Here is a 20,203-nt window from a genome sequence, read left to right as displayed (position 1 = left end):
CCCGGGTCGACTCCAGGCTGACCGTCAGTCCAAACCCGTGGCTTCATGGATACCCGGCTCAAGTAACGTGCTTTCTTGTAGAAAGGAAACGATTGAGGCCACTGCTTCACAGGTGCCCGCAGCCCGCGCTGCGGGCTGTTTTTTCGGTCGACACGCCGCGTCCTGAGACGGCAGGCGACTTGACCACCTCACGCAGCGGACGGTGGCGCAGTTGACGTACCTCCCCTGATGACCGTTCATAGGGGCCGCACACGAGGGTCTGGAGCCGCTGAACCGTGAAGGAAGCTTCCTCAGCGTGCCTGATTGCTTCTGCGAGGATGATCACCACCTCCATTCATGGACTGGGAGTGGACAGAGCGCCCCGGTCCGGAGCAGGCCAAGGCACTCCCCCGCCCCGTTCTGCCCGGATTCAGGCGCAGCCCAGGATGAAGCAGCGCAGGGAGGCACCTCAGACCCCCTCATCTGCGACGTGACACTGAGCCTGCTGATTGGCCGACAGGCAGAATGCCGGTCCTGGGCCTCTTGTGGTTCGGCCCTCACAGGGTCGCGGCTGGCGTGCAGCGCCGCGGTGAACTCAATCGGTCGTGCGGCCTGGGTTCACCTGCGCCCGGTCAGGGGTGCGGTGGGCGGGGGACGCCCAGCGGGTTCAGGGGGCGCTCGCGCCCAGGCTGACTCTGGGGCTCCGGGGCAGCGGGTCACCATGGGCAGGAGCAGCGTTCGAGGTTCAGGAAGCGAACACTGGGCGGTGTCTGAACTCGGCCTGACTCACCTCTGCTGCACCTGGCCGCCTCTTTCAGGGGGCCTACCTGACTGAAGGGCGCGGACACGGGCTTCACTGATCTGGCTGTCCTGCCAGGCGCCACCCTGCGTGGTAGTGGGGGCTCGATCAAGGGGCACCCCCTTAAGCACTGCGCGGGCCGGGAGTTCAAGCTGACCTTAATTGTTCCTTAAGTCAATTAAAGTTCACAGGAGGGACACAGAAGGGCCGCACACTGGTGGCAGAACAACCATGCGTCGTTAAACGATCTCATTCGCGGGACACCGCACCAGAACCGACATCGCCGCACCCACGCTCACCCCAGGAGGCCCCCCATGCACACCGCACCGCGCAGTCTCAAGCACGCGCCCATGACCTTCGCCGTCATGTGTCTCCTCGCTGCCTGCGGACGCGGGCCGACCCCTACCGGCACGCCGCTCCACGGGCTGGGCGCGGCGACACTGCCCGGCACCTACAAATATGTCCACACCCTGGCCAAGGTGCCCAGCAGCACCACCGCCGCTCAACTCGCCACGCAGTATGCCGGGCTGGTCCTCAGCTATGACGCCCTGGCCGGCACGGCCACCATTGCCAACGACAGCAGTACGCGTGGCAAGTACGACACGGCCGTGGAGCAGAACACCAAAGCCTTCCGCGTGGCCGAACAGGGCACGGCCGGCTGGGCCAGCGGGTACAGCGCGTGGTCCACCGGCTACAGTGCGTGGTCCACCGGGTACAGCGCGTGGTCCACCGGGTCAACCACCGGCGCGACGACCTTCTCTGAAAACGTTCCCCTGTGGGACGTCATCAACCTCAGCAGCGCACAGACCCTCGTGCCGGAACTCGGGCAGGGCGTGAAGGTCGCCGTGATCGACAGCGGCATCGACCTGAATCACGCCGCGTTCCTGGGCAAGCTCGACACCACCAACGCCAAGGATTACGTCGACGGGGACACCCTGCCGCAGGAGGTCAACGGCGACACGACCGGCGGCTTCTCGAACGGGTACGGCCACGGCACGGCGGTCGCGGACATCGTGCTGCAGGTCGCGCCGAACGTCACCATTCTGCCCATTCGGGTGCTCAACCCGGACGGCGTGGGCGACACGGCCAGCATCGCGGCCGCCATCACCCACGCGGTGAATTCGGGGGCCAAGGTGATCAACCTGAGCCTGGGCACGTCGCAGAACTCGGCAGCCATGAACCAGGCGATCACCGACGCGATCAGCAAAGGCGTCCGTGTGGTCACGGCGGCGGGCAACACCGGGGACACGAACGTGCTGTACCCGGCGGTGCCGGCAGACGGCACCAACACGCAGGGCTCGGGCTCGGTCGGCGTGGGCGCCGTGACAAAAGGCAACACCAAGGCCAAATTCAGTGTGTACGGCAACAACCTGGAGTTGAGCGCCCCGGGGGAATCCATCACGACGGCCTTCCCTGCAGGGGGAACGGTGAGTGCGACGGGGACGTCCTTCTCGACGCCGGTGGTGTCCGGGGTGATCGCCCTGGCGCTCAGTACGGGCGTGACCGAAACCAGCAGCACCGCGCTGACGCAGTTGATGAGCAACCTCGACGCGACCGCGAAACCGGTGAATGACTCGCAGTACGGCACCCAGATGGGCTATGGTACGATCGACGCGTACGCCTTCATTCATAAATACCGTTAAGGAGAGTGGACGATGAATCGACGCACCGCTGCTCTGCTGGGCCTGACCGTCGCGCTCGTGGCGTGCGGCACAGCACCACACGCCACCCCCACCACCCTCACCACGCAAGGTGGAGCCAATTCAGCCGTGCTGATGAAAACGGCGGAATCCTCCGGCTCATTCGGGGCGTGGGCCACCAAGTCATACGGCGCCTGGGCCTCCGGGTCCTACGGGGCGTGGGCGTCTACCACCCCCGATGGCCGCCTGAATACGTTCTCCGACAACGTCGATGACTGGAACGCCATTCACCTGTCCGAAGGTCAGGCGGTCGCTTCGGCCGCCAGCGCGGGTGGGCTGCTCGGAAACGGAATTGTCGTCGCGGTGATTGACACCGGCATCGAGACGGGCCACCCGGCCTTTGCCGGGAAACTGACCGACCCGGCCACCTGGTACGACTTCGTTTCGAACGACAGTACTCCGGACGACCTCGCGGGTGGCGCGGCCTCCGGTCACGGCACGGCCGTCGCGGGCCTTGTGCTGCAGGTCGCGCCGGACGCCATGATCCTGCCCATCCGCGCCCTCAATGCCGACGGCGCCGGGTACTCCACCACCCTGGCCAGGGCCGTGGACTTCGCCGTTTCCAAAGGCGCCAGGATCATCAACATCTCCGCGGTGGCGGACGTGGACAGCACCCTGACGACAGCCATCGGCAACGCCACGGCCAAGGGTGTCTACGTGACGCTGCCCGCCGGGAACAATGCCCAGAACAACGTGTCCTACCCGGGGCGGAATAGCGTGCAGAACAACACGCTTGGGCAGTACGCGGTGAATACCGGGGCGATCAACGCCGACTACACCCTGACGTCGTTCACGAATTACGGCAACCAGCTGGAACTGCTGGCTCCCGGGCAGTGGCTCAGCACGGCGTGCCCGGGCGGCACTGTCTGTGGCGTGAAAGGCACGTCGTTCTCCTCGCCGATCATTGCCGGAGCACTCGCGCTGGGGCTGGGCATGCAGTACAACCCTGCCTACGTGGGCAAGCTTGGGCTGCAGATGAACACCACGGCCATGAACGTCTTCCCGTACAACAAAACCGCTACCGGCGGCCAGCCGGCCCTCGGGAACGGCGCCCTTGATGTGCAGGCGTGGCTGAACAGCATTAAGTGAAGGAGGGCGGGCCGCGGTGACGTGGTGCGCCCCCCTGTCAGACCGGACACGCAGGACCGGGCCGGGGCGGCAGTCCAGACTAGACTGGATCTTCCGCCTTTAGACTTTAGAGCGTGAGCCTGTCTCCCCGGAGGACCCGATGACCGCCAGAAGCGCACCTCAGGAACAATCCACGAAGCTTCATCTCGTCGCGAACGATGAAATGAATCTCCTCCTGATGGAAGCGGAAGGGCTCACCCAGCAGAATCCGAAACAGGCGTCCATGATTGCCACGCGGGTCGCGCGCCGCGCCCAGACGGCGGGGAACTCCCTGGTATACGGCCGGGCGCTGCAACTGCAGGCGGTGTGCCAGCAGACGCTTGACCAGCCTGCCCGCGCGGACCGGCTCGCGCAGCGCGCCGCGAGCGCCTACCTCCAGGCGTCCAACCTCACGCTCTATGCGGGGGTCGTGCTCTACCGCGCGCAGTTGGCCGTCGCACAGGACCAGCCCGGTCAGGCGCTGGACCTGTGCGACGAGGTCATCCGGATTGCCGAAGACGCCCCTGTCGACCACACCCTCATTGAGGCCCTGAAGATCAAGTCGGTGCTCTGCTTCCGTCAGGGCCGCTACAGCGCGGCGGTGCCCATTCTGGAGCAGGCGGCCGAAGCGCAGCTGCGCGCGGGTGACCTTGTCGGGCACGCCAAAACCCTCAACAATCTCGGCCTCGTACACGAGAGTCTCGGGAACTACTCGCATGCGCTCGACAGCTTCCTCCGGTGCCTGACCTTCCTGCGCACCCGTGACGTCAAAGAGGACGGCCTGCTGAGCATGTGCCTGGTCAACGTCGGGAAAATTCACCGTGAACTCGGGAACCACGCCCAGGCGCGCGAATCCCTCCTGGCCGGCCTGGCCGCCGGCGAGCGGACCGAGACCTACGTGAGTATGGCAGCCGGCAACAACGAGCTGGGACTGCTGTACCAGACCCTGGGTGAACACCGGGAGGCGCTCAGCGCCTTTTTGCAGTCGCTGCAGATCACCCGCCTGCATGGCATGCGCCGGGAGGAAGCCGGCACGCTCGACGCCCTGGGCATGGTCTACCACGCGCTGGGGCAGCATGACCTCGCCCTGGCCACCCTGCAGGAAGCGCTGAATGTCGCGCGGGCCATTCCCGATGTGCCCAGCATCACGGAGGCGCTCGTTCATTTTGGCGTTCTGCATGCCGAGCGCGGACAGTACGCGGCGGCCATCACCCACCTGGAAGAGGCGACGCGCCTGGCCGACGAGGCCGAGATGAGGCGCGAAGGCATCGACGCGCGCTTCCACCTCGCCCGCTGTTACCGCCACGCCGGGCGGCTGGACGAGGCGTTCGCGCTGCACGAACAGGTGGTGGAGGCCCAGCGTGCCCTGTTCCATGAGGACAGCGAGCGCCGTCACCGCGACGTGACTGATCAGGTGGAACTGGAACGCGCGCGAACCCAGTCGGATATGTACCGGCAACTGAACGACATCACGATGCGCGCCAAGGAAGAAGCCGAACGTGAAGTGCGGGCGCGCACGCTGGCACTGGAGCAGGCGCAGTACGAAACCGTGCAGCGTCTGGCGATGGCGGCCGAGTACCGCGACGACAAGACGGGGCAACACACCACCCGGGTAGGCGAGTACACCGCGCGCCTGGCGCAGGCTCTGAATCTTCCTGGACAACAGGTGGAGCTGCTGCGGCTCGCCGCCCGGCTGCATGACATCGGCAAGATTGGCATACCAGACGCGGTCCTCATGAAGCCCGGCAGGTTCACCCCTGACGAATTCGAGATCATGAAGCATCACACCACCATCGGCACCCGCGTCCTGACCGGCGGGCAGTCCGAGCTGCTCCAGCTGGCGGAGATCATCGCCTTTACGCATCACGAACGCTGGGACGGTACCGGGTACCCCCGTGGCCTCCGGGGAGAGGCCATCCCGCTCGAGGGGCGAATCGTCGCGGTCGTGGACGTCTGGGACGCCCTCACGACCGACCGGGCGTATAAGGACGCCTGGGACCTGGAACGGGCTCTGGCTGAAATTGAAAGCCAGTCTGGAAAGCACTTCGACCCGGCGGTCGTGGACGTGTTCCTGACCCTGGCCCGTGAAGGTCGCCTTGACCTGAACGTCGAGAGCCCGGCGCCTGATCCGGCCTCCAGCGCCGTGCGGGTCATGCCGGGACTCCCCGACCCACTGCTCGCCAGAGACGCGGACGTGACTGCCCAGGTGGATGAACTGGCCGAAAAAGCCTGGGCCTTGAGGAACACGGACCCCGAGCGTCTCGTGGCGCTCACGCAGGAAGCGCTGCGCCTTGCAGAGGAGCAGCATTACGAACAGGGCGTGGCGTACTGCCAGCGCAATATGGCCATGACCTGTCTTCAGGCCCAGCAGTTCGGGGAGGCGTTCGACCTGCTGCATCCTGCCCTTGAGGTCGCGCAGCGCCTGCATGACCCTGGCCTTGAGCGCGCCGTGTCAAATCTCCTTTCTATCGCGCACGACGCCACCCACAACACGGAACGCGCTGTGGAGTACTGCCTGCGGGCACTGGAAATCTCCAGACAGCTCGGGGAGAAGCAGTGGCAGGCGAAGGCACAGAACAACCTTGGTCTGCTGTACAAGCATCAGCGGAATTACGTTCAGTCCATCGAATCCTTCCTTGAAGCGCTTGCGGTTCACACCGAGGAACACAATCAGTTTGAAATGCTGCTGTGCCACTACAATCTCGCCGACACGTGCCTGGAAGCAGGGCAGTGGCAGGCCGCCGCTGAGCACGCCACTCAGGCCCGCCGCCTGGCGATGGCCGCCACCCATCACGAGCTGGAAATGGTGGCCACCTCCACGCTTGCACGCGCCCTGGACATGCAGGGCAACGCCGCACAGGCACTGGACCTGCACGCGGAGGCGTGGCGCATCGCCTGCGAAGAACTAGAGGGCAGAACCACCGAAGCGACCGTATGGACGGCCCTGCGCTACGCTCAGGGGCTGCTGAACAGCGGAAAGCTGCAGTGTGCCCTCGCGCGGGCCAAAGAGGCCGTCGAAGCCGCAGACGAGATGCAGGCCGCCCGGCTCAGCGTGGAGGCTCACCGGACACTGGCCGCGGCGTACGAAGCGAACGGCGAGTCCCCCCAGGCACTTGCTCACCTGAAAGTCGCGCATGACCGCGACCTGGAACTCTACCAGCGTGAAAGCATCCGCCGCGCCGAAGCGCTCATGGCCCACCACCAGGCGGAGCGGGCGCGGGCGACCGCCGAGTCGTACCGGCTGCGTACCGTCGAACTGGCGTCCGCCAACGTCGAACTGGAGAAGGCCAACAGCGAGAAGACGGCGCTCCTCAAAGCGCTGCAGGAACAGTCGAAGATGCTCGAGCGGCAACTGCGTGAGGATGGACTGACCGGGGTGTTCAACCGCCGCCACATCGAAGAGCATCTGGCCCAGGAGTTCGAACAGCACCAGCATTCCGGCAGGCCGCTGTCGGTCCTCATGATCGACCTTGATTTCTTCAAGCAGATCAATGACCGCTTCTCTCATCCCGTGGGGGATGAGGTGCTGCGGATCACCGCCAGGCTGTTCAAGGACGCCTGCCGGAAGAACGACCGCGTGGGCAGATACGGCGGCGAGGAATTCCTGATCGTGCTGCCGGGAACGCAGCCGAAAGAAGCCTGCGAACTCGCCGAACGCATCCGCCAGAGGGTCAGGACCTACCCGTGGCACGAACTTCACCCGGACCTCAAGGTCACCCTCTCCCAGGGCGTCTGCGGGCGCACGGACGTGGCCAATCACGAGCGGATGCTCGCGCTGGCCGACGAGAAGCTGTATGAGGCCAAACATGCCGGCCGGGACTGCATTAGGGCGTCCTAAAGCACTGGCATGTGAGATGGCAGTAAGAATCCGGGCCGCATAGTGAGGCCAGCTGACTGGAAAAGCGTTCGCGCCTGAACTGATCTGACGCGGGCGCCAAGGCCGGTCCAGCAGGTGGCCGCCTAGCCAGATTCTTGCTTTTCTCGTGAACAGGCCCGGAGTCGGATGAAGATACTGATTCTCAGCACAGCAGAGAACACAACGCACGCACAGCCACTTCGGCAGGCCGGCTTCATCTGCGACCAGGCGAAGTCGCTCGATGAGTTGATCGCCATGTACAGCGCCTTCCGCTACCCGGTGATCATGGCGTACCCCAGCGACTCGGTGACACTGTGCGCCATGGAGCAGTTCCTGCTGAAGCATGCCGACAACCTCAGGGGCATCACGGTGTTCGTGGTCACCGACCGCATCACCCATTATCCACTTCCAAATGCCGAGATCGGACTGCACTTCATCAGCCCCGCGACGGACCTCTCAAAACTCGAGCAACGCCTCTGGAGTGCCCTCGGCCAGGGAGCGGGAGAGCAGGACACGGTCTCCATCGACGGCCTTCACGTCTCCTTAGAGGCCCGCACGGTCAGCCTGTACGGCCAACCCGTTGACCTCACCGCCCGCGAGTTTGCCCTGATTGAACTGTTCGTCTGCTCCCCCACCCGCGTGTTCACCCGGACGGAGATCCTCGACCGCGTCTGGCAGAGTGACTACACCGGGGACGGCCGCGTGGTGGACACCTTTGTCAAGAAGCTCCGCAAAAAACTCGGGGGAACGTTTATTGACACGGTCCGGAGTGTCGGCTACCGCTTTCTGCCGGCCAGCCGCACCGTTCCAGGACGGAGCGAGGCAGAGGCAAACGACGCCCTCGACCTGAAACTGGTCACCAGGGTCGCTCAGGAACTGGGCAACCTGACCGGAGACGACGCGCTTTCGCTCGTACAGACCATTTTACAGCAGAGCCTCGGCGTTGAAGCAGTCGCCATCACTGATGCCGCAGGCCAGGTGCTGACGCAATCGCCGCAGTCCCTGGCGCTCGATACGCGCGCCCTGCGGCAGGCCGTGTCATCTCACACGCGGCGCCATGACCCGGCCGCAGTCACCTGGCCTGCCGGTCCGGGTTCACTGGGCGGCGCGGCTGTGTTCGCCCTGTCCAGGCGGCACGGCGAACCTCCCCTGCATTTCGTGGTGATGCGGGCCAGGAACCGGCCGGACTGGACGTCAGGGGAGCAGCACACGCTGGAAGTGCTCACCGCCGTTCTTCGTCCCCCGCTGCTGCAGGCGGCGAATCTCGCTGGCGCGTTCAGGCCGGGCGTGGTTCCTCCGTCCGGGCTTTCGGCCAGAGCCTCCGCCCGGCGCGCCGTGCTGAACGAGCGACAGTTTCTGCATGACCTTGACAGGGCCGCGCAGCAGGCTGACCGTGAGGACCCAGGGGTCGACGTCCTGTTTCTGCGCATTGCGCCAGCAGTTCGACAGAAGGCTCACCTGCCCGCCAATATCCGTATGGGTGACCACCTTTATAAACTCAGGGCTCACCTCTACGCGATTCTGCCGGCAAAAGGCAGCAGTGAGTCCTTAGACGCCCTTGAACGGCATGTCACGCGGCTCAGCGAGCAGAGCGGCGCCGCGCCGGAAGAGATTTCAGTGATCGTCCTCCAGTACCCGCGTGACGCGGCAGGCCCCAAGGAGCTTCTCAGTCTTGTGCTCGACGAGAACACCTGGGCGTCTGGAACATCCGGGTCATCGGTGCCTGTTCCCCGGGGGCCTCGCCGCCTTGCCGGCTGAGGCGTGGGAAGCTCAATCCCCATGTGCGGGAGGACCGCCCTACCACCGGACGCCATGCTGGACCCTGGTCGCTCTGGTCGGCATGAGGGACCAGTCCAGCCTCTGTCGGGCACCCACAACCGCTGCGCCGGATGGGCAGACCTGGGCGCCGGTGACCCCCCGGGACAGTGACGGGTCCGGAGGGGTGCTGGATGGGCTTCGGGCGGGACGACGCACTGGCGCTCATGGCCAGGACGGGCTTTTCAGGTTGTCCTGCCGTTCAGTGGATGCCCTGTTGAGCTGGGAGAACGCGGACGCCTGGGGTGGGAGGTGGCGGGGCCTGCGGCTTGACGTTCCAGTCCGGCCGCGGTGAACAATGGGCGCTGGTCTGGTCCTGTGCAGTCAGAGTTGTTGCTGTGGCGGACCTCCTGGGCCCGCCGCTTCAGTGACGTGGGCTGTGGGTCTGCTTGCCATTGCAACCTGCATCACTTATATTTCCGACTAATCCAATCGGATTAGGAGATCTATGGTGCTGCTACGAACCCTCCCCCTCTTGTTCGCCCTTTCCTTCTTCGCCAACGCGCTCACTGTGCCGCACCTCGCCGGAACCACAGAAATCAAAAGCGTGCCCAAACGCATCGTGGTCCTGGAATTCGGCTTCATGGACGCGCTGGCCAAACTGGGGGTCAAACCCGTCGGCATCGTTGCCGACGGCGATACAGCCACCGAAGTGCTGCCGCACCTGCGCAAATACTACGGACCGTCCATCCCTTCAGTCGGCAACCGGCACGCACCCAGCCTGGAAAAGATCCTGGCCCTCAAGCCGGACCTGATCATCGCCGACGAGAACGAACACAAGACCCTCTACCCGCAACTTAGCCGCATCGCCCCGACACTGCTGTTCCGCTCCTACCGCGGAACCTACCAGGATCAACTCGACCAGTTCGACATCATCAGCCGCATTGTCGGCAAAGAAGCGCTGGGCCGCTCCATTCTGGCCGATCACAAGAGCCTCTTCTCAAAAGCGAAGGCCACCAGCAGTGCCAAGGCCGGTAAGATTGTCATCGGCGTGCTGACCCCCAACGGGTTCTATGTACACAGCGACAAAAGCTACGTGGGCAGCCTGCTCGAAGCACTCGGACGCGACAATCCTGCCCGGATGCGCGACGACCAGACCCAGTACCTGGTGTCGCTTGAAGGCCTCACCGCCCTCAACCCGGACACCCTGATCGTCCTGTTCAACGACGAGCACCAGGGAGCATTTGATCGCTTCAAGGCTGAAGCCCTGGTCCGGGCCCTCCCCGCCAGCCGCCAGAACCGCGTGTACACCTTCAATCGCGACCGCTGGGCCAAGGGCCGCGGCGTGATCGGGCTGGAAGGCATCCTCAGCGACATCTTTACCAGCCGGGTCCTCACGGGGAAAGCAGCAAAGTAAGCACCGAAGCGCATAACCCTGCCGCCTTCCATGCAGATGGTCTGCACTGACAACGCAGAGGGCGCCGCCATTCCATCAGACCGGATTCGTCCGCGCGTCGTGAGGAGCAACCCACGGCCACCCGGTGGATAAGGTTGACAGAAGCTGAATACCGCTCTATCTTAGAGAAATCAAGGCGGCCCACGGGCCGCCTTCTTCTGTGCTTGATGCTCCGGCTTGACCGCCACTTCGCAGCCGTACACGCCGCGCTTCTCAACGAACGGGGCACCGGGGAGGGCACTGCCGTTCTCCCGCCCAAGCGGGACGGCGGCGCTTCACTCAGGTGCGCTGGGCTGGCGCGTGAGCGGCGTCGCTGTGCTCCTCATCCCCGGGGTGGCCGGTCAGCAGGAACGCGAGCGCCAGGGGAATCGCCGCGTCCCAGCCCTGCGGATGACACGCCGCGGGATACGGGACGGGCGGACCGTCCTGACGAGGGAAGCCGGCGAGCAACTCACTGAGCCGCGCGTCAGGAGCCCAGCGCGCCACGTCGAACAGGGCGCGCGCGACCTGCCGGGCTTCGGCTGTCAAACCGTAGCGCGCCATGCCCAGTGCGGCGACGGCGGTGTCGTGCGGCCAGACACTGCCGTTGTGGTACGACACCGGGTTGTACCGCACCTCGTTCACGCCCAGCGTCCGGATGCCCCATCCACTCCACAGTTCCTCGGACAGCGCCGTCCGCGCCACCTGCGCCGCGCGCTCCACCGGGATGATGCCGGTCCAGAGGGTGTGGGCCGGGTTGCTGACCAGTACCCGCAGCGGCTGCTTGTCTCCGTTCAGCCCGTGAACGTAGTAGCCCCGCTCCGGCCACCAGAAGGCCTCCTGAAAGGTCCGTTGCAGGGCCGCTGCTCGCGCCTCCCACATCCGGGCCTGTTCCGGGTTGCCCAGGCCGTAGTACATGCCGGCCGCTGCCCGGTACGCCGCGTACGTGTACCCCTGCACTTCGATGACCGCCACGTGACCGCTGACATCCACCCCCGTTTCCGTGAACGTTGAATCGTTGCTGTCCTTCCAGACGGCGTTGGTGATGCCGCCTGGATCGGGGGTGTACTCAATCAGGCCGTCTCCGTCCGGATCACCGAAAGTGGTCAGCCATGCCAGGGCGGCCTCCCAGTGGGGACGCAGTTCCCGGGCCAGTTCGGGGTGCCGGTGGCTGAGTTCCCCGACCAGCCAGACGAACAGTGGCGTCGCGTCGGCTGTCGCGTAATACGGCCGGTGTGGGGTGTGACCCATCCGGGTCAGTTCACCCACCCGTTCCTCGTGCAGAATCTTGCCCGGCTGTTCCAGAGTGACCGGATCATGTTTCGTGCCCTGGCGCGCGGCCAGGTACCGGGCTACACTCAACGCCAGTTCCGGGCGGTGTTCGTGCAGCAGCAGCGCCATGATCAGACTGTCGCGGCCGAACGGCGCCACGAACCACGGCAGGCCCGCGGCGGGAAACGGCCCGGCGTCCGTCCCGAAGACCAGACTGCGCAGGTCCTGAAGACTGCGGTTCAGGACGCGCTGGTCCAGCGGGTCGGGCAGGGTCAGGTGGGCGTGCAACGCCGCGTACTCCTGTGCGAGGGTCTCCGGGTCACCCCGAACTGGGGTTTCGTCGTCCTGCAAGGCGTACACCCGGACCTTCACCTGCGTCGAGGAGCTGAGGGTCCACTCGAGGGCGGCGCCGGTCCACTGCGCCGCGGGCTCCGTCACCACCCGGGTTCGCAGGCGCAGGCCATCGGCGGCGGTGTAGGAGAACTCCACCCCGCCCTGAATTTCATGCGTACGCACCTCGCGCGCCGGCGCCCCGTGGGGCCACCCGCGGACCTCGAACATGTCCACGAAGTCCGCCCCGAGCGTCAGGGTCAGCCGGTGGGTTCCGGGCTGGTACAGCGTGACCTCAAGGGTGTCGCGCAGTTCGGTCGCGGTGAGCTGGAGGTCCCGGCTCAGGCCCACCCGCATGGTGTACCCCACATTCGCGTTGGCCAGCTGCGCGTGCAGCCAGAACGGCCAGCGCTCGTGCTGCACCAGAACCTGAGGCCGGCTTCCATCGAGCTGCCAGGCGTACTGGTGGAGGAACCTCGTGTCGCGCCGGTACAGGCCGCTTTCGCCCTCGGCTACCTGGTAGTGGGCGTCCGCCACGAGATACAGATCGTTTTCTTTCAGGACCGTGCGTTCAGTCAGCATAAGGACACCTGTACAGCCAAGGAAAGGAGGAGCGGCGCGTCAGCCTTTGACGGCGCTGTCGGCACCGGTGGACACGAAGTACCGCTGGAACACGATGAAGATGACCAGCACCGGTAGGGCGCTCAGCACCGCGCCGGCGAGAATCAACCCGTAATCCCCCTGGCCGCCGTACAGCTCCCGGAAATTCGACAGGCCGACGGTCAGCGTGAAGTCGGTGTTCTCGCGCAGAATCACCAGCGGCCAGAAAAAGTCGTTCCAGGCCGATTGAAACTGCGTGATGGCCAGGGCGATGAGCGCCGGGCCGGCTTGCGGCAGCATGACCCGCCAGAACGTCGTGAAGGGTCCGGCCCCGTCGATGGAGGCGGATTCTTCCAGCTCGCGCGGCATGCCCTCGAAAAACTGCTTCATCAGGAACACGCCGCCCGCCGCGACGAGGCCGTTGAACCACAGGCCCCAGATGTTCAGGAGATGCAGGTCCTTGAGCAGCACGTAATTACTGACCAGATTGACCTGGTTCGGTACCATCTGCGCGAACAGCACGGCCCCCAGGAAGATCAGGGTCTTGCCCGGGAAGTTCAGCCGGGCCAGGGCGTACCCCGCCAGGGAGCAGAACACCACCGCGGCGGCGACCCGCAGGAAGGCGTACAGGAACGAGTTCAGCACCCAGGAGAAAAAGAGGCTGCGTCCGCTCGCGGGGTTGGTGGTCTCCTTGAACGCCCGGCGGTAGTTGTTGAAGGTGTAGCCCAGGATGCCTGGGGTGATGTTCCGGAAGGCCAGGGAGCGGCCGAAGTTCTGCCGGTCACTGGGCGGCAGCGTGCTGCCCTGCACCTGTTGGCCCCGTCGAACGTCGACCTGGAGCGGCGTCCGCTCGAACACCGGGCCCCGCAGGTAGTACGTGCCGGCGCGTTCGATCAGCTCGACCGGCTGGTATTGAGGCAGGGTGAACTGGACTTCCTGCGCCTGCGGGGTATCGAGCGTGACCGGCACCACCCGGCCCCCGGGCAGCGCCGCGGTGAGGCGGTCGCCATCCGGCGCGGCGAGGACACCGTCGACCCGGCGGCCCGGTTGACGCGTCAGGACGGGCGTCCGGACGGTCACCCGGTAGGTGCGGACGTCTCCCCGCGTGCCGGCCGGCGTCAGCTGCACCTGGGCAAAATCCTTGGCCTGCGCGAACCGGGTGGTGCTGACCAGACTCACCGGCTGGTACGGAAACAAGGCGACCGTCGGGGGCGTCTGAGGCGCGCCTGCCGGGGAGCGCACCTGCACCTCGAAGGTCACGGTGCGGCCGGGCCGCAGGCCACCATTCCAGCCGTCAGCGCCGCCCTGCACGCCCAGGGCGTAGGCCTGCCGGACCGACGCCACGCTCAGCTGAGGAATCAGGAGCCGGGGGGGGTACTCGTTGGGGTCATCTTTCATGCTGCTCAGGAGACCCATCAGGAAGGGGCCCAGGAAGAAGAAGCTCATCACGAGCATGAAGGCGTACAGCCACCCGGCGCGGGCCCAGCGGCGCCGGGCCAGCCAGCGTTCGTCCGCGCCGGCAGAACGCCCGGAGCGGGGCGGAACCTGAATGACAGTCATGCGGGCCTCCCGGAGAAGCGTGCGGCGCCGGTCATCAGCGCACTTCCGAAGGGAAGAAACGGCGCTGGACGAACACCATTGCCAGAATGATCAGGGCCAGGATGATGGCGGCGGCGGAAGCCATGTTCACGGGGGCCGCGCCAGCCTTGAACGTGTTGGTGTACACGTAGTACGCGAGGGTAATCAGCGTTTCCGACGGGGCCGCGCTGCCGATCACGGCCACCTGGTCGAACATCTGCATGGTGCCGATGAGGCCCACGGTGACCACGTAGAACGTCACCGGGCGCAGCTGTGGAACGGTCACGTTCATCAGTTTCTGAAGGGGCGTGGCCCCGTCGATGTCGGCCGCTTCGTAGAGGGACCCGGGAATGCCCTGGAGACCGGCGAGAAAGAACAGCATCAGCGTGGGGACCGTCGTGAAGGTGTTCTGGATGATGATCACCAGCATCGGAATACTGAGCACCCGCGCTCCGCCGACCGTGATCCATTTGTCGGCGAAATACTGGTAATCGAATGGGGGCACCTCACGCAGCCCGACCACCCCGAGGACATTCAGAAGGGCAGTGACGAGGACGGCGCCCAGCACGCTGGTCGCGGCGAGGGCCGGGTCGAACCAGCCGGCCGGGTGTCCGGCGCGGCGTTCCAGCAGCACCTGAACGACCTGGATGAGCAGCGTCACGCCCAGGAGGGTCAGGAGCAGCGGCTGGAAGGTCTGCCACTGGGTCACCACGTAGTTGGCCACGCCGCGCCGCTGGAACAGCCACAGGAAAATCAGGGTGATCACGACACTGCTGGTGATGCTGGGCATGTACCACGCGGTCCGGAAAAACGTCATGCCGCGCAGCCGGTTGTTCAGGACCACGGCCATCAGCAGGGCAAAAATCGTCTGAAGGGTGGTGGTCACCAGGGAGAAGACCAGGCTGTTGGTCAGCGCGCGCCGGAAGGAGGGGTCCGACAGGACTTCCAGGTACGGCTGAAGGCCGATGACCTTCGGGGTATTGAACAGATTGAAGTCGGTGAACGAGTAATAGATGGCCCGCGCGAAGGCATAGAAGAAGAAGATCACGCTGGTGATCAGGAACGGCGCCAGGAAGAGGTACGCGGTGGTTGTGGCCTGGCTTTTTCGCGTCATGAAGTTCACCTTTCCTGTGAACAGACGGCCGGGTCCCGCTGCTGGCAGGGCCCGGCCTGCAGGCGGAGGAGGGAGGCAACCGCTGCCCCCTCCCCTGCCCGGCTGACTTAGCGTCCCTGGAAGGTGGTCATGTCGCTCTGGGCTTTTTTCAGGGCGTCAGCGGCGCTGCGCTGTCCGCTCAGCACGGCCGCGAGCGCCTCATTGATGGGCTTGCCCCAATCCGGACCTTTTGGGCCGAAGGTGAACGCGCGGACGTTGCCGTCGTCGGCGCCTTCGAACACCAGCCGGGCATTCTGCGCGCCGGCCTCGGTCTTCTTGAAGTACGCGTTGTTGATCAGGGCGGTGCGGCTGGGGATGGCCAGACCCTGCTCCAGCACGTACTGCTGGGCGGGCGCGCTGGTCAGCAGGTTCAGGACCTTCACGGCCGCGGCGCGGTTTTTGGTGCTGGCGTTGATGGCGTAGCCCACGGTGTACAGGAAGTTGCCTCGCTTGCCGGTGGCGTCGTTCTTCGGCAGCAGGGCCGTGCCGTACTTGAGGTTCGGCGCGTTGTCACGCAGGAAGTTCACGACCCAGCCGCCCTCGACGGCCACCGCGACCTTGCCGGTCTTGAGGCACCCGCCGCCCCAGTCGGTGCTGACTTCGCTGGGCGTCACGCCGACCTTGTCCTTGGCAAGCCCGGTGTACCAGTTGAAGGCCTGAACGAAGGCCGGGTCGGCGAGGTTGGTTTTGCCTTTGCTGTCGAACTGTTTCCAGCCGGTGGAGTACGCGAACGCCCCGAACCGGTCGAAGTTCGGTTGCAGGCAGATGCCGTAGTACTCGCTGCCCAGCTTCTGCTTGAGAGCGGTGAGTTTCGTGGCGAGGGTCGTCCAGGTGTCGTTGTTGCTGGGGTAGGCGACGCCCGCTTCATCAAACAGGTCTTTGTTGTAGACCAGGGTCAGGGTGTTGAAGTCCTTGGCGATGGCGTACAGCTTGCCGTCACGGGTGAAGGCCGTGTTCAGGCTCTTGATGAAGGGCGTGGTCGACACGAGGCCGTTCAGGGGGAGGATCTTCTTCGTCGCCACGAACCCGTCCAGCGTCTCGGCCGGGAGGTACATGACGTCGCCGGCGGTGTTGGCCGCAAGCAGGGTGGTCAGGCCCTTGTTGTAGTCGCCCTGGAGCGGCTGGTACACCACGGTGATGCCCTGTTTGGCCATGGTGGGTTTGACGAAGCGGTTGATGAGGTCGGTCAGCAGGGTCTGGTCCGTTCCGCCGTAGCCGGTAATGCGGATGGTTTTCTGGGCGGCGGCACTCGAGGCGAGCAGGGCGAGACCAAGCAGCAGCACTTTCCGGATAGTCATAGCTTCCCTCCTGGGGGCGGCGCGATGGTCGCGCCGGGAACGAATTGAACCGGGATGTATTCGCCACGGGGCGCTTGCCCCGAGATGGCTTCTTTCATCAGGTCGAGCGCTGTCCGCGCGATTCGGGGAATGTCCTGGGCGACGGTGCTCAGGCGCACCGGCAGGGGCAGTTCCGGCAGGCCGTCAAAGCCGACCACGGACACGTCCGCCGGGGTGCGCAGGCCCAGGTCCTCCAGGGCGGCGATGGCGCCCACTGCACTCTCGTCGCTCTGCGCGAAGAGTCCGGTGAAGCGGCTGCCCGCCTCCCAGGCGCGGCGGACGGCGCGGTAGCCGCCCAGCACCGTGAAGTCCGACTCGATCAGGGTGACCCTGGTGCCGCCGGATTGAGCGGCGCGCAGAAAGCCGTTCTGCCGGTCCTGCGCCACCTGGCTTGGCCCGCTGCCCAGATAGGCCAGCTGGGTGTGGCCGGCGCGGGTCAGCTGGCTGGTGGCGAGGTACGCGCCGCCTTCGTCGTCGGGCGCCACCCAGAAGCTGTGAGGGTGGTGCCCGATGAGCACGGAGGGCACCTGGCGCGAGCGCAGGAGGGCGAGCCGTTCGTCCTGCTCGATGGCGTGCATGACCAGCACCGCGCTGGGCAGGCGGGCCATGGCGGCGAGGTTCGCCTGGAGGTTGACAATCTGAAGGCCGAGGGGCGCGGTGTGCTGTTCCAGGGCGGTGCGGAACAGCACGTGGTACGGGCTGAGCATGGGGTCGTTCACCGCGAAGGAGAGCCCGAGGGTGTGGCCGGTTCGCCAGCTGAGGTGCTGCGCAGCGGGGTCGGGCACGTAGCCGAGCTCCGCCATCACGGTTTCGACGCGCTCGCGGGTTCGGGCGGCGACGGTGGAATGCCCATTGATGACGCGGCTGACCGTGCCTTTGCTCACGCCGGCGGCGGTGGCAATGTCGTCGATGGTGGGGCGGGTGGGGACGCTCTTCATGGAATCAGTGTCGCCTTTGTAACCGGTTACAAGACGGGCAAGGCCAGCGCCGCACCACAGCGCTTCAACTCTTTTTGTAATCGGTTACAAAAGCATTGTGAGCCTTTTTCAGATGAAGTCAAGATCTTCATCCCTGAGTAAAGTTCTCCTGAAGCGCCGCGAGAAATGGCCGCCCCGGCCTGCCCCTGAACAGCACGCCCGGGAGCCGGATCGCGGAGGCGTTCACCCTGGCACAGTTCATCCCCAGCCGGACGGCTTACAGCCAGTCCGCACCGTCTGAAACGACACCAGCGCGGTGGGCCGCCCCTCGGCCGTGCGGCGTCACAGCCCCCAGCGCCTCCGCCGGGACTTGGGGCGGCCCACCGGGGGTAGAAGAACTTTCCTTGATGCAGGACGGCAGCGCCGTGACAGGATAGGCACTGTGCAGTCAGATCGGGCGAAGGCAGCGGACAAGGCCGCAAAGGTCTTCCGGCATGGCGTCTCGACGACGGCGGCCGGAGAGAAAGAGAAATGCATCGGGGTGCTTTTAAACCTGCTCACCGATTACAACCTCAACCTGTCGGATCTTGACCCGTCCTTCCCGAAAACGGCGGATCTGCCGCTGCTGCGGCAGAAGATGGGCCTTACGGCCACCGGAACCGCCGGCGCGCCTGGGGCACCCGGGCAACGTGACCGTGAGGAGCAGGCGCGGCAGCAAGCGGCCCACCACCGGGCGCCGCAGGCCCAGCCCAGCCATGATCCCGAAGTGGCGTTATGGAGCCCGTTGAAGCCCACTGACCGGCGGCACCTGCTGGACAGCGAGTTGTTCACGCGCTCGTTGCTGGGCGTGAAGTCGACCACGGCGTACCCCCGGCTGCTGGCCGACCTTCGTATTCATGACCTGTCCCCGGCAGGGGGGCAGCTCGGTGACACCCTGCTGGTCGAGTTGCTTGATCGCCTGCTGACCCGCCCGGGGCGGACCATCAGCTGCGCGTACCGGCTGCAGACGCTGTTCGACGACCTGTACAGCGCCTGCCTGGAGCAGTACCAGACGGCGGCCACGGTGAAGCGGGAGCAAGAAGACCGGCAGAAACAACGTGAAGCTGAGCAAAGGCGTGAACGGACGGAACGCACGCGCAAGGAGCGGGAGCAGCAGGAGCGCGCCCGTGCGCAGCAGCGGCGCGCTGAGGTGTCACGTGACCCGGAGGTCATGCTGTTCCAGCATCTGGATGCAGAGCAGCGCAAACGCGTGCTGCACGGCCCGGTGTTCAGCCGGGGCATCCTGCAGGCCATTGACGGCACCAGCGCGTACCGCCGGCTCCTGGCCGAATTGAGTCAGCTGGACCGCTCGGCCGCTGGCGTGCAGCTTGGTGACCAGGAACTGCTGCGCTGGCTGGAAGGGGTGCTGGTGCGGCAGGGGTCGGCCGTGCAGCCCAGGCACGGGTCAAACACGATGTTCGATGACGTGCTGGCGCACTGCCGCTTCACATACGCTCAACATGCCGAGCAGCTCCGCCAGGAGACGGCCAGGACCAAGGCGGAAGCCGCGCGCCAGAAGGCGGCGGCGGACGCCCGGCGGCAGGCAGCAGCGGCAGGCTCACAAGGCTCCTGGGGACGGCATGGCTCAGGCAGCGCTGCCCGGGACCCGGCCCAGACACCCAGGTTCACCCGGTCGTTCGACGATGTTCAGGAGGCACGGCTCTACCTGCATCTTGCCCGCCGTCACCTCGGATCGAGAGGCGAATTGCGGTCCTACTCCAGGGGCGAACAGTGGCACGTGGAACTGTGCACGGCGGCGGACGTGCGCGATGAAATCAACCTCGCCTTCCGAACGGTTCTGCATGAGCTGCAGCGGGCGGCCATGAATCACAGGCTGGAAGCAGCGCGGGTGCGGGATGAGACCATTCAGCGGGCGCAGAAAGAGTGCGAGGTGCAAAGTGCGCAGTCGTTCAGGACAGCAGTGGACGCTTACTTCACCCGTGTAGGATGAAAGCAGTCCCCGTCACCACTGAGCACAGGAGGCTGCGCTTCTCACAAGGAGGGCCCCTCCCCTGGCCGCCAGAAAGGTGGTCTGTGGTCATGAGCAGGCACCGTCATTCCCTGCGCTGGCGGCTCGGGCGGAGTGCTCTTCTGCCCCCGGACACTGAACGGTGGAAAGGAGGACCCGAAGAGCGTTGCTCACCCAGGGCCGGACAGCGGGGTCGCATCATCACACCCGTCGGTTTTCCGAGAAGTCCAGGAGCCGCACCGGCACCTGCCACGCTCCTCCTGGCCACCTGGCGCGGCTTGAGGCGTGTGGCTGCACAGGTCACTCAGCGCTGTGTGCGGGTTGACCGACTGGCGCCGGACCAGCCAGAGCAGGCCTATGGCACCGGGCGTCTCCCC

11 protein-coding genes are annotated in these 20,203 nt (G+C 65.6%); 6 read left to right on the top strand and 5 right to left on the bottom strand.

The features are described 5' to 3' along the window. The first annotated feature begins 1,092 nt into the window (after nt 1–1,092). The 5 genes from LAJ19_RS20205 (at nt 1,093) to LAJ19_RS20185 (ending at nt 10,613) form a co-directional block, all read left to right on the top strand. Nucleotides 1,093–2,421, top strand: a complete 1,329-nt coding sequence (locus LAJ19_RS20205; RefSeq protein ID WP_225524802.1) for a S8 family peptidase — start codon at nt 1,093–1,095, stop codon at nt 2,419–2,421. 12 nt (nt 2,422–2,433) lie between these two features. Next, entirely contained in the window at nt 2,434–3,567 is a 1,134-nt protein-coding gene (locus LAJ19_RS20200; protein WP_225524801.1) for a S8 family peptidase, read from the top strand. A 139-nt stretch (nt 3,568–3,706) separates the two neighbouring features. Then, nucleotides 3,707–7,423, top strand: a complete 3,717-nt coding sequence (locus LAJ19_RS20195) for a tetratricopeptide repeat protein (protein WP_225524800.1) — start codon at nt 3,707–3,709, stop codon at nt 7,421–7,423. A gap of 165 nt (nt 7,424–7,588) precedes the next feature. Then, a complete protein-coding gene (locus LAJ19_RS20190; protein ID WP_225524799.1) occupies nt 7,589–9,199 on the top strand; it encodes a winged helix-turn-helix domain-containing protein in 1,611 nt (536 codons plus the stop codon). Between the two features lie 532 nt (nt 9,200–9,731). Beyond that, nucleotides 9,732–10,613: an ABC transporter substrate-binding protein gene (locus LAJ19_RS20185; protein ID WP_225524798.1), complete on the top strand. Its 882-nt coding sequence runs from the start codon at nt 9,732–9,734 to the stop codon at nt 10,611–10,613. Nucleotides 10,614–10,931: 318 nt separating this feature from the next. Here the strand turns inward: LAJ19_RS20185 and LAJ19_RS20180 are convergent, their stop codons facing one another. The 5 genes from LAJ19_RS20180 to LAJ19_RS20160 all read right to left on the bottom strand — a co-directional run bounded on the left by LAJ19_RS20180 (nt 10,932) and on the right by LAJ19_RS20160 (nt 17,839). Continuing rightward, nucleotides 10,932–12,815, bottom strand: a complete 1,884-nt coding sequence (locus LAJ19_RS20180) for an amylo-alpha-1,6-glucosidase (protein WP_225524797.1) — start codon at nt 12,813–12,815, stop codon at nt 10,932–10,934. Nucleotides 12,816–12,854: 39 nt separating this feature from the next. Beyond that, nucleotides 12,855–14,393, bottom strand: a complete 1,539-nt coding sequence (locus tag LAJ19_RS20175; protein ID WP_225524796.1) for a carbohydrate ABC transporter permease — start codon at nt 14,391–14,393, stop codon at nt 12,855–12,857. A gap of 34 nt (nt 14,394–14,427) precedes the next feature. Beyond that, complete coding sequence (locus LAJ19_RS20170; protein WP_225524795.1) at nt 14,428–15,525, bottom strand: carbohydrate ABC transporter permease; 1,098 nt, start codon at nt 15,523–15,525, stop codon at nt 14,428–14,430. A 107-nt stretch (nt 15,526–15,632) separates the two neighbouring features. Further along, entirely contained in the window at nt 15,633–16,862 is a 1,230-nt protein-coding gene (locus LAJ19_RS20165) for an extracellular solute-binding protein (protein WP_225524794.1), read from the bottom strand. Next, complete coding sequence (locus LAJ19_RS20160; RefSeq protein ID WP_225524793.1) at nt 16,859–17,839, bottom strand: LacI family DNA-binding transcriptional regulator; 981 nt, start codon at nt 17,837–17,839, stop codon at nt 16,859–16,861. Before LAJ19_RS20160 ends, LAJ19_RS20165 begins: the two co-directional genes overlap by 4 nt. Nucleotides 17,840–18,260: 421 nt before the next feature. On the opposite strand from LAJ19_RS20160, the gene LAJ19_RS20155 reads away from it, so the two are divergent. Continuing rightward, nucleotides 18,261–19,808, top strand: a complete 1,548-nt coding sequence (locus LAJ19_RS20155; RefSeq protein WP_225524792.1) for a hypothetical protein — start codon at nt 18,261–18,263, stop codon at nt 19,806–19,808. The last annotated feature ends 395 nt before the right edge of the window (nt 19,809–20,203 follow it).

Source organism: Deinococcus taeanensis, from assembly GCF_020229735.1.
In the GTDB taxonomy this organism is placed as follows: Bacteria; Deinococcota; Deinococci; order Deinococcales; family Deinococcaceae; genus Deinococcus; species Deinococcus taeanensis.
The sequence above is the reverse complement of the archived record's forward strand: the minus strand, read 5'-3'. Positions and strand labels throughout refer to the sequence as shown.

Bases quoted from the DNA above. Each gene is read 5' to 3' on its own strand.
- LAJ19_RS20200 (WP_225524801.1), top strand. From the start codon at position 2,434: ATGAATCGACGCACCGCTGCTCTGCTGGGCCTGACCGTCGCGCTCGTG.
- LAJ19_RS20175 (WP_225524796.1), bottom strand. From the start codon at position 14,393: ATGACTGTCATTCAGGTTCCGCCCCGCTCCGGGCGTTCTGCCGGCGCG.
- LAJ19_RS20180 (WP_225524797.1), bottom strand. From the start codon at position 12,815: ATGCTGACTGAACGCACGGTCCTGAAAGAAAACGATCTGTATCTCGTG.
- LAJ19_RS20160 (WP_225524793.1), bottom strand. From the start codon at position 17,839: ATGAAGAGCGTCCCCACCCGCCCCACCATCGACGACATTGCCACCGCC.
- LAJ19_RS20195 (WP_225524800.1), top strand. From the start codon at position 3,707: ATGACCGCCAGAAGCGCACCTCAGGAACAATCCACGAAGCTTCATCTC.
- LAJ19_RS20190 (WP_225524799.1), top strand. From the start codon at position 7,589: ATGAAGATACTGATTCTCAGCACAGCAGAGAACACAACGCACGCACAG.
- LAJ19_RS20165 (WP_225524794.1), bottom strand. From the start codon at position 16,862: ATGACTATCCGGAAAGTGCTGCTGCTTGGTCTCGCCCTGCTCGCCTCG.
- LAJ19_RS20205 (WP_225524802.1), top strand. From the start codon at position 1,093: ATGCACACCGCACCGCGCAGTCTCAAGCACGCGCCCATGACCTTCGCC.
- LAJ19_RS20170 (WP_225524795.1), bottom strand. From the start codon at position 15,525: ATGACGCGAAAAAGCCAGGCCACAACCACCGCGTACCTCTTCCTGGCG.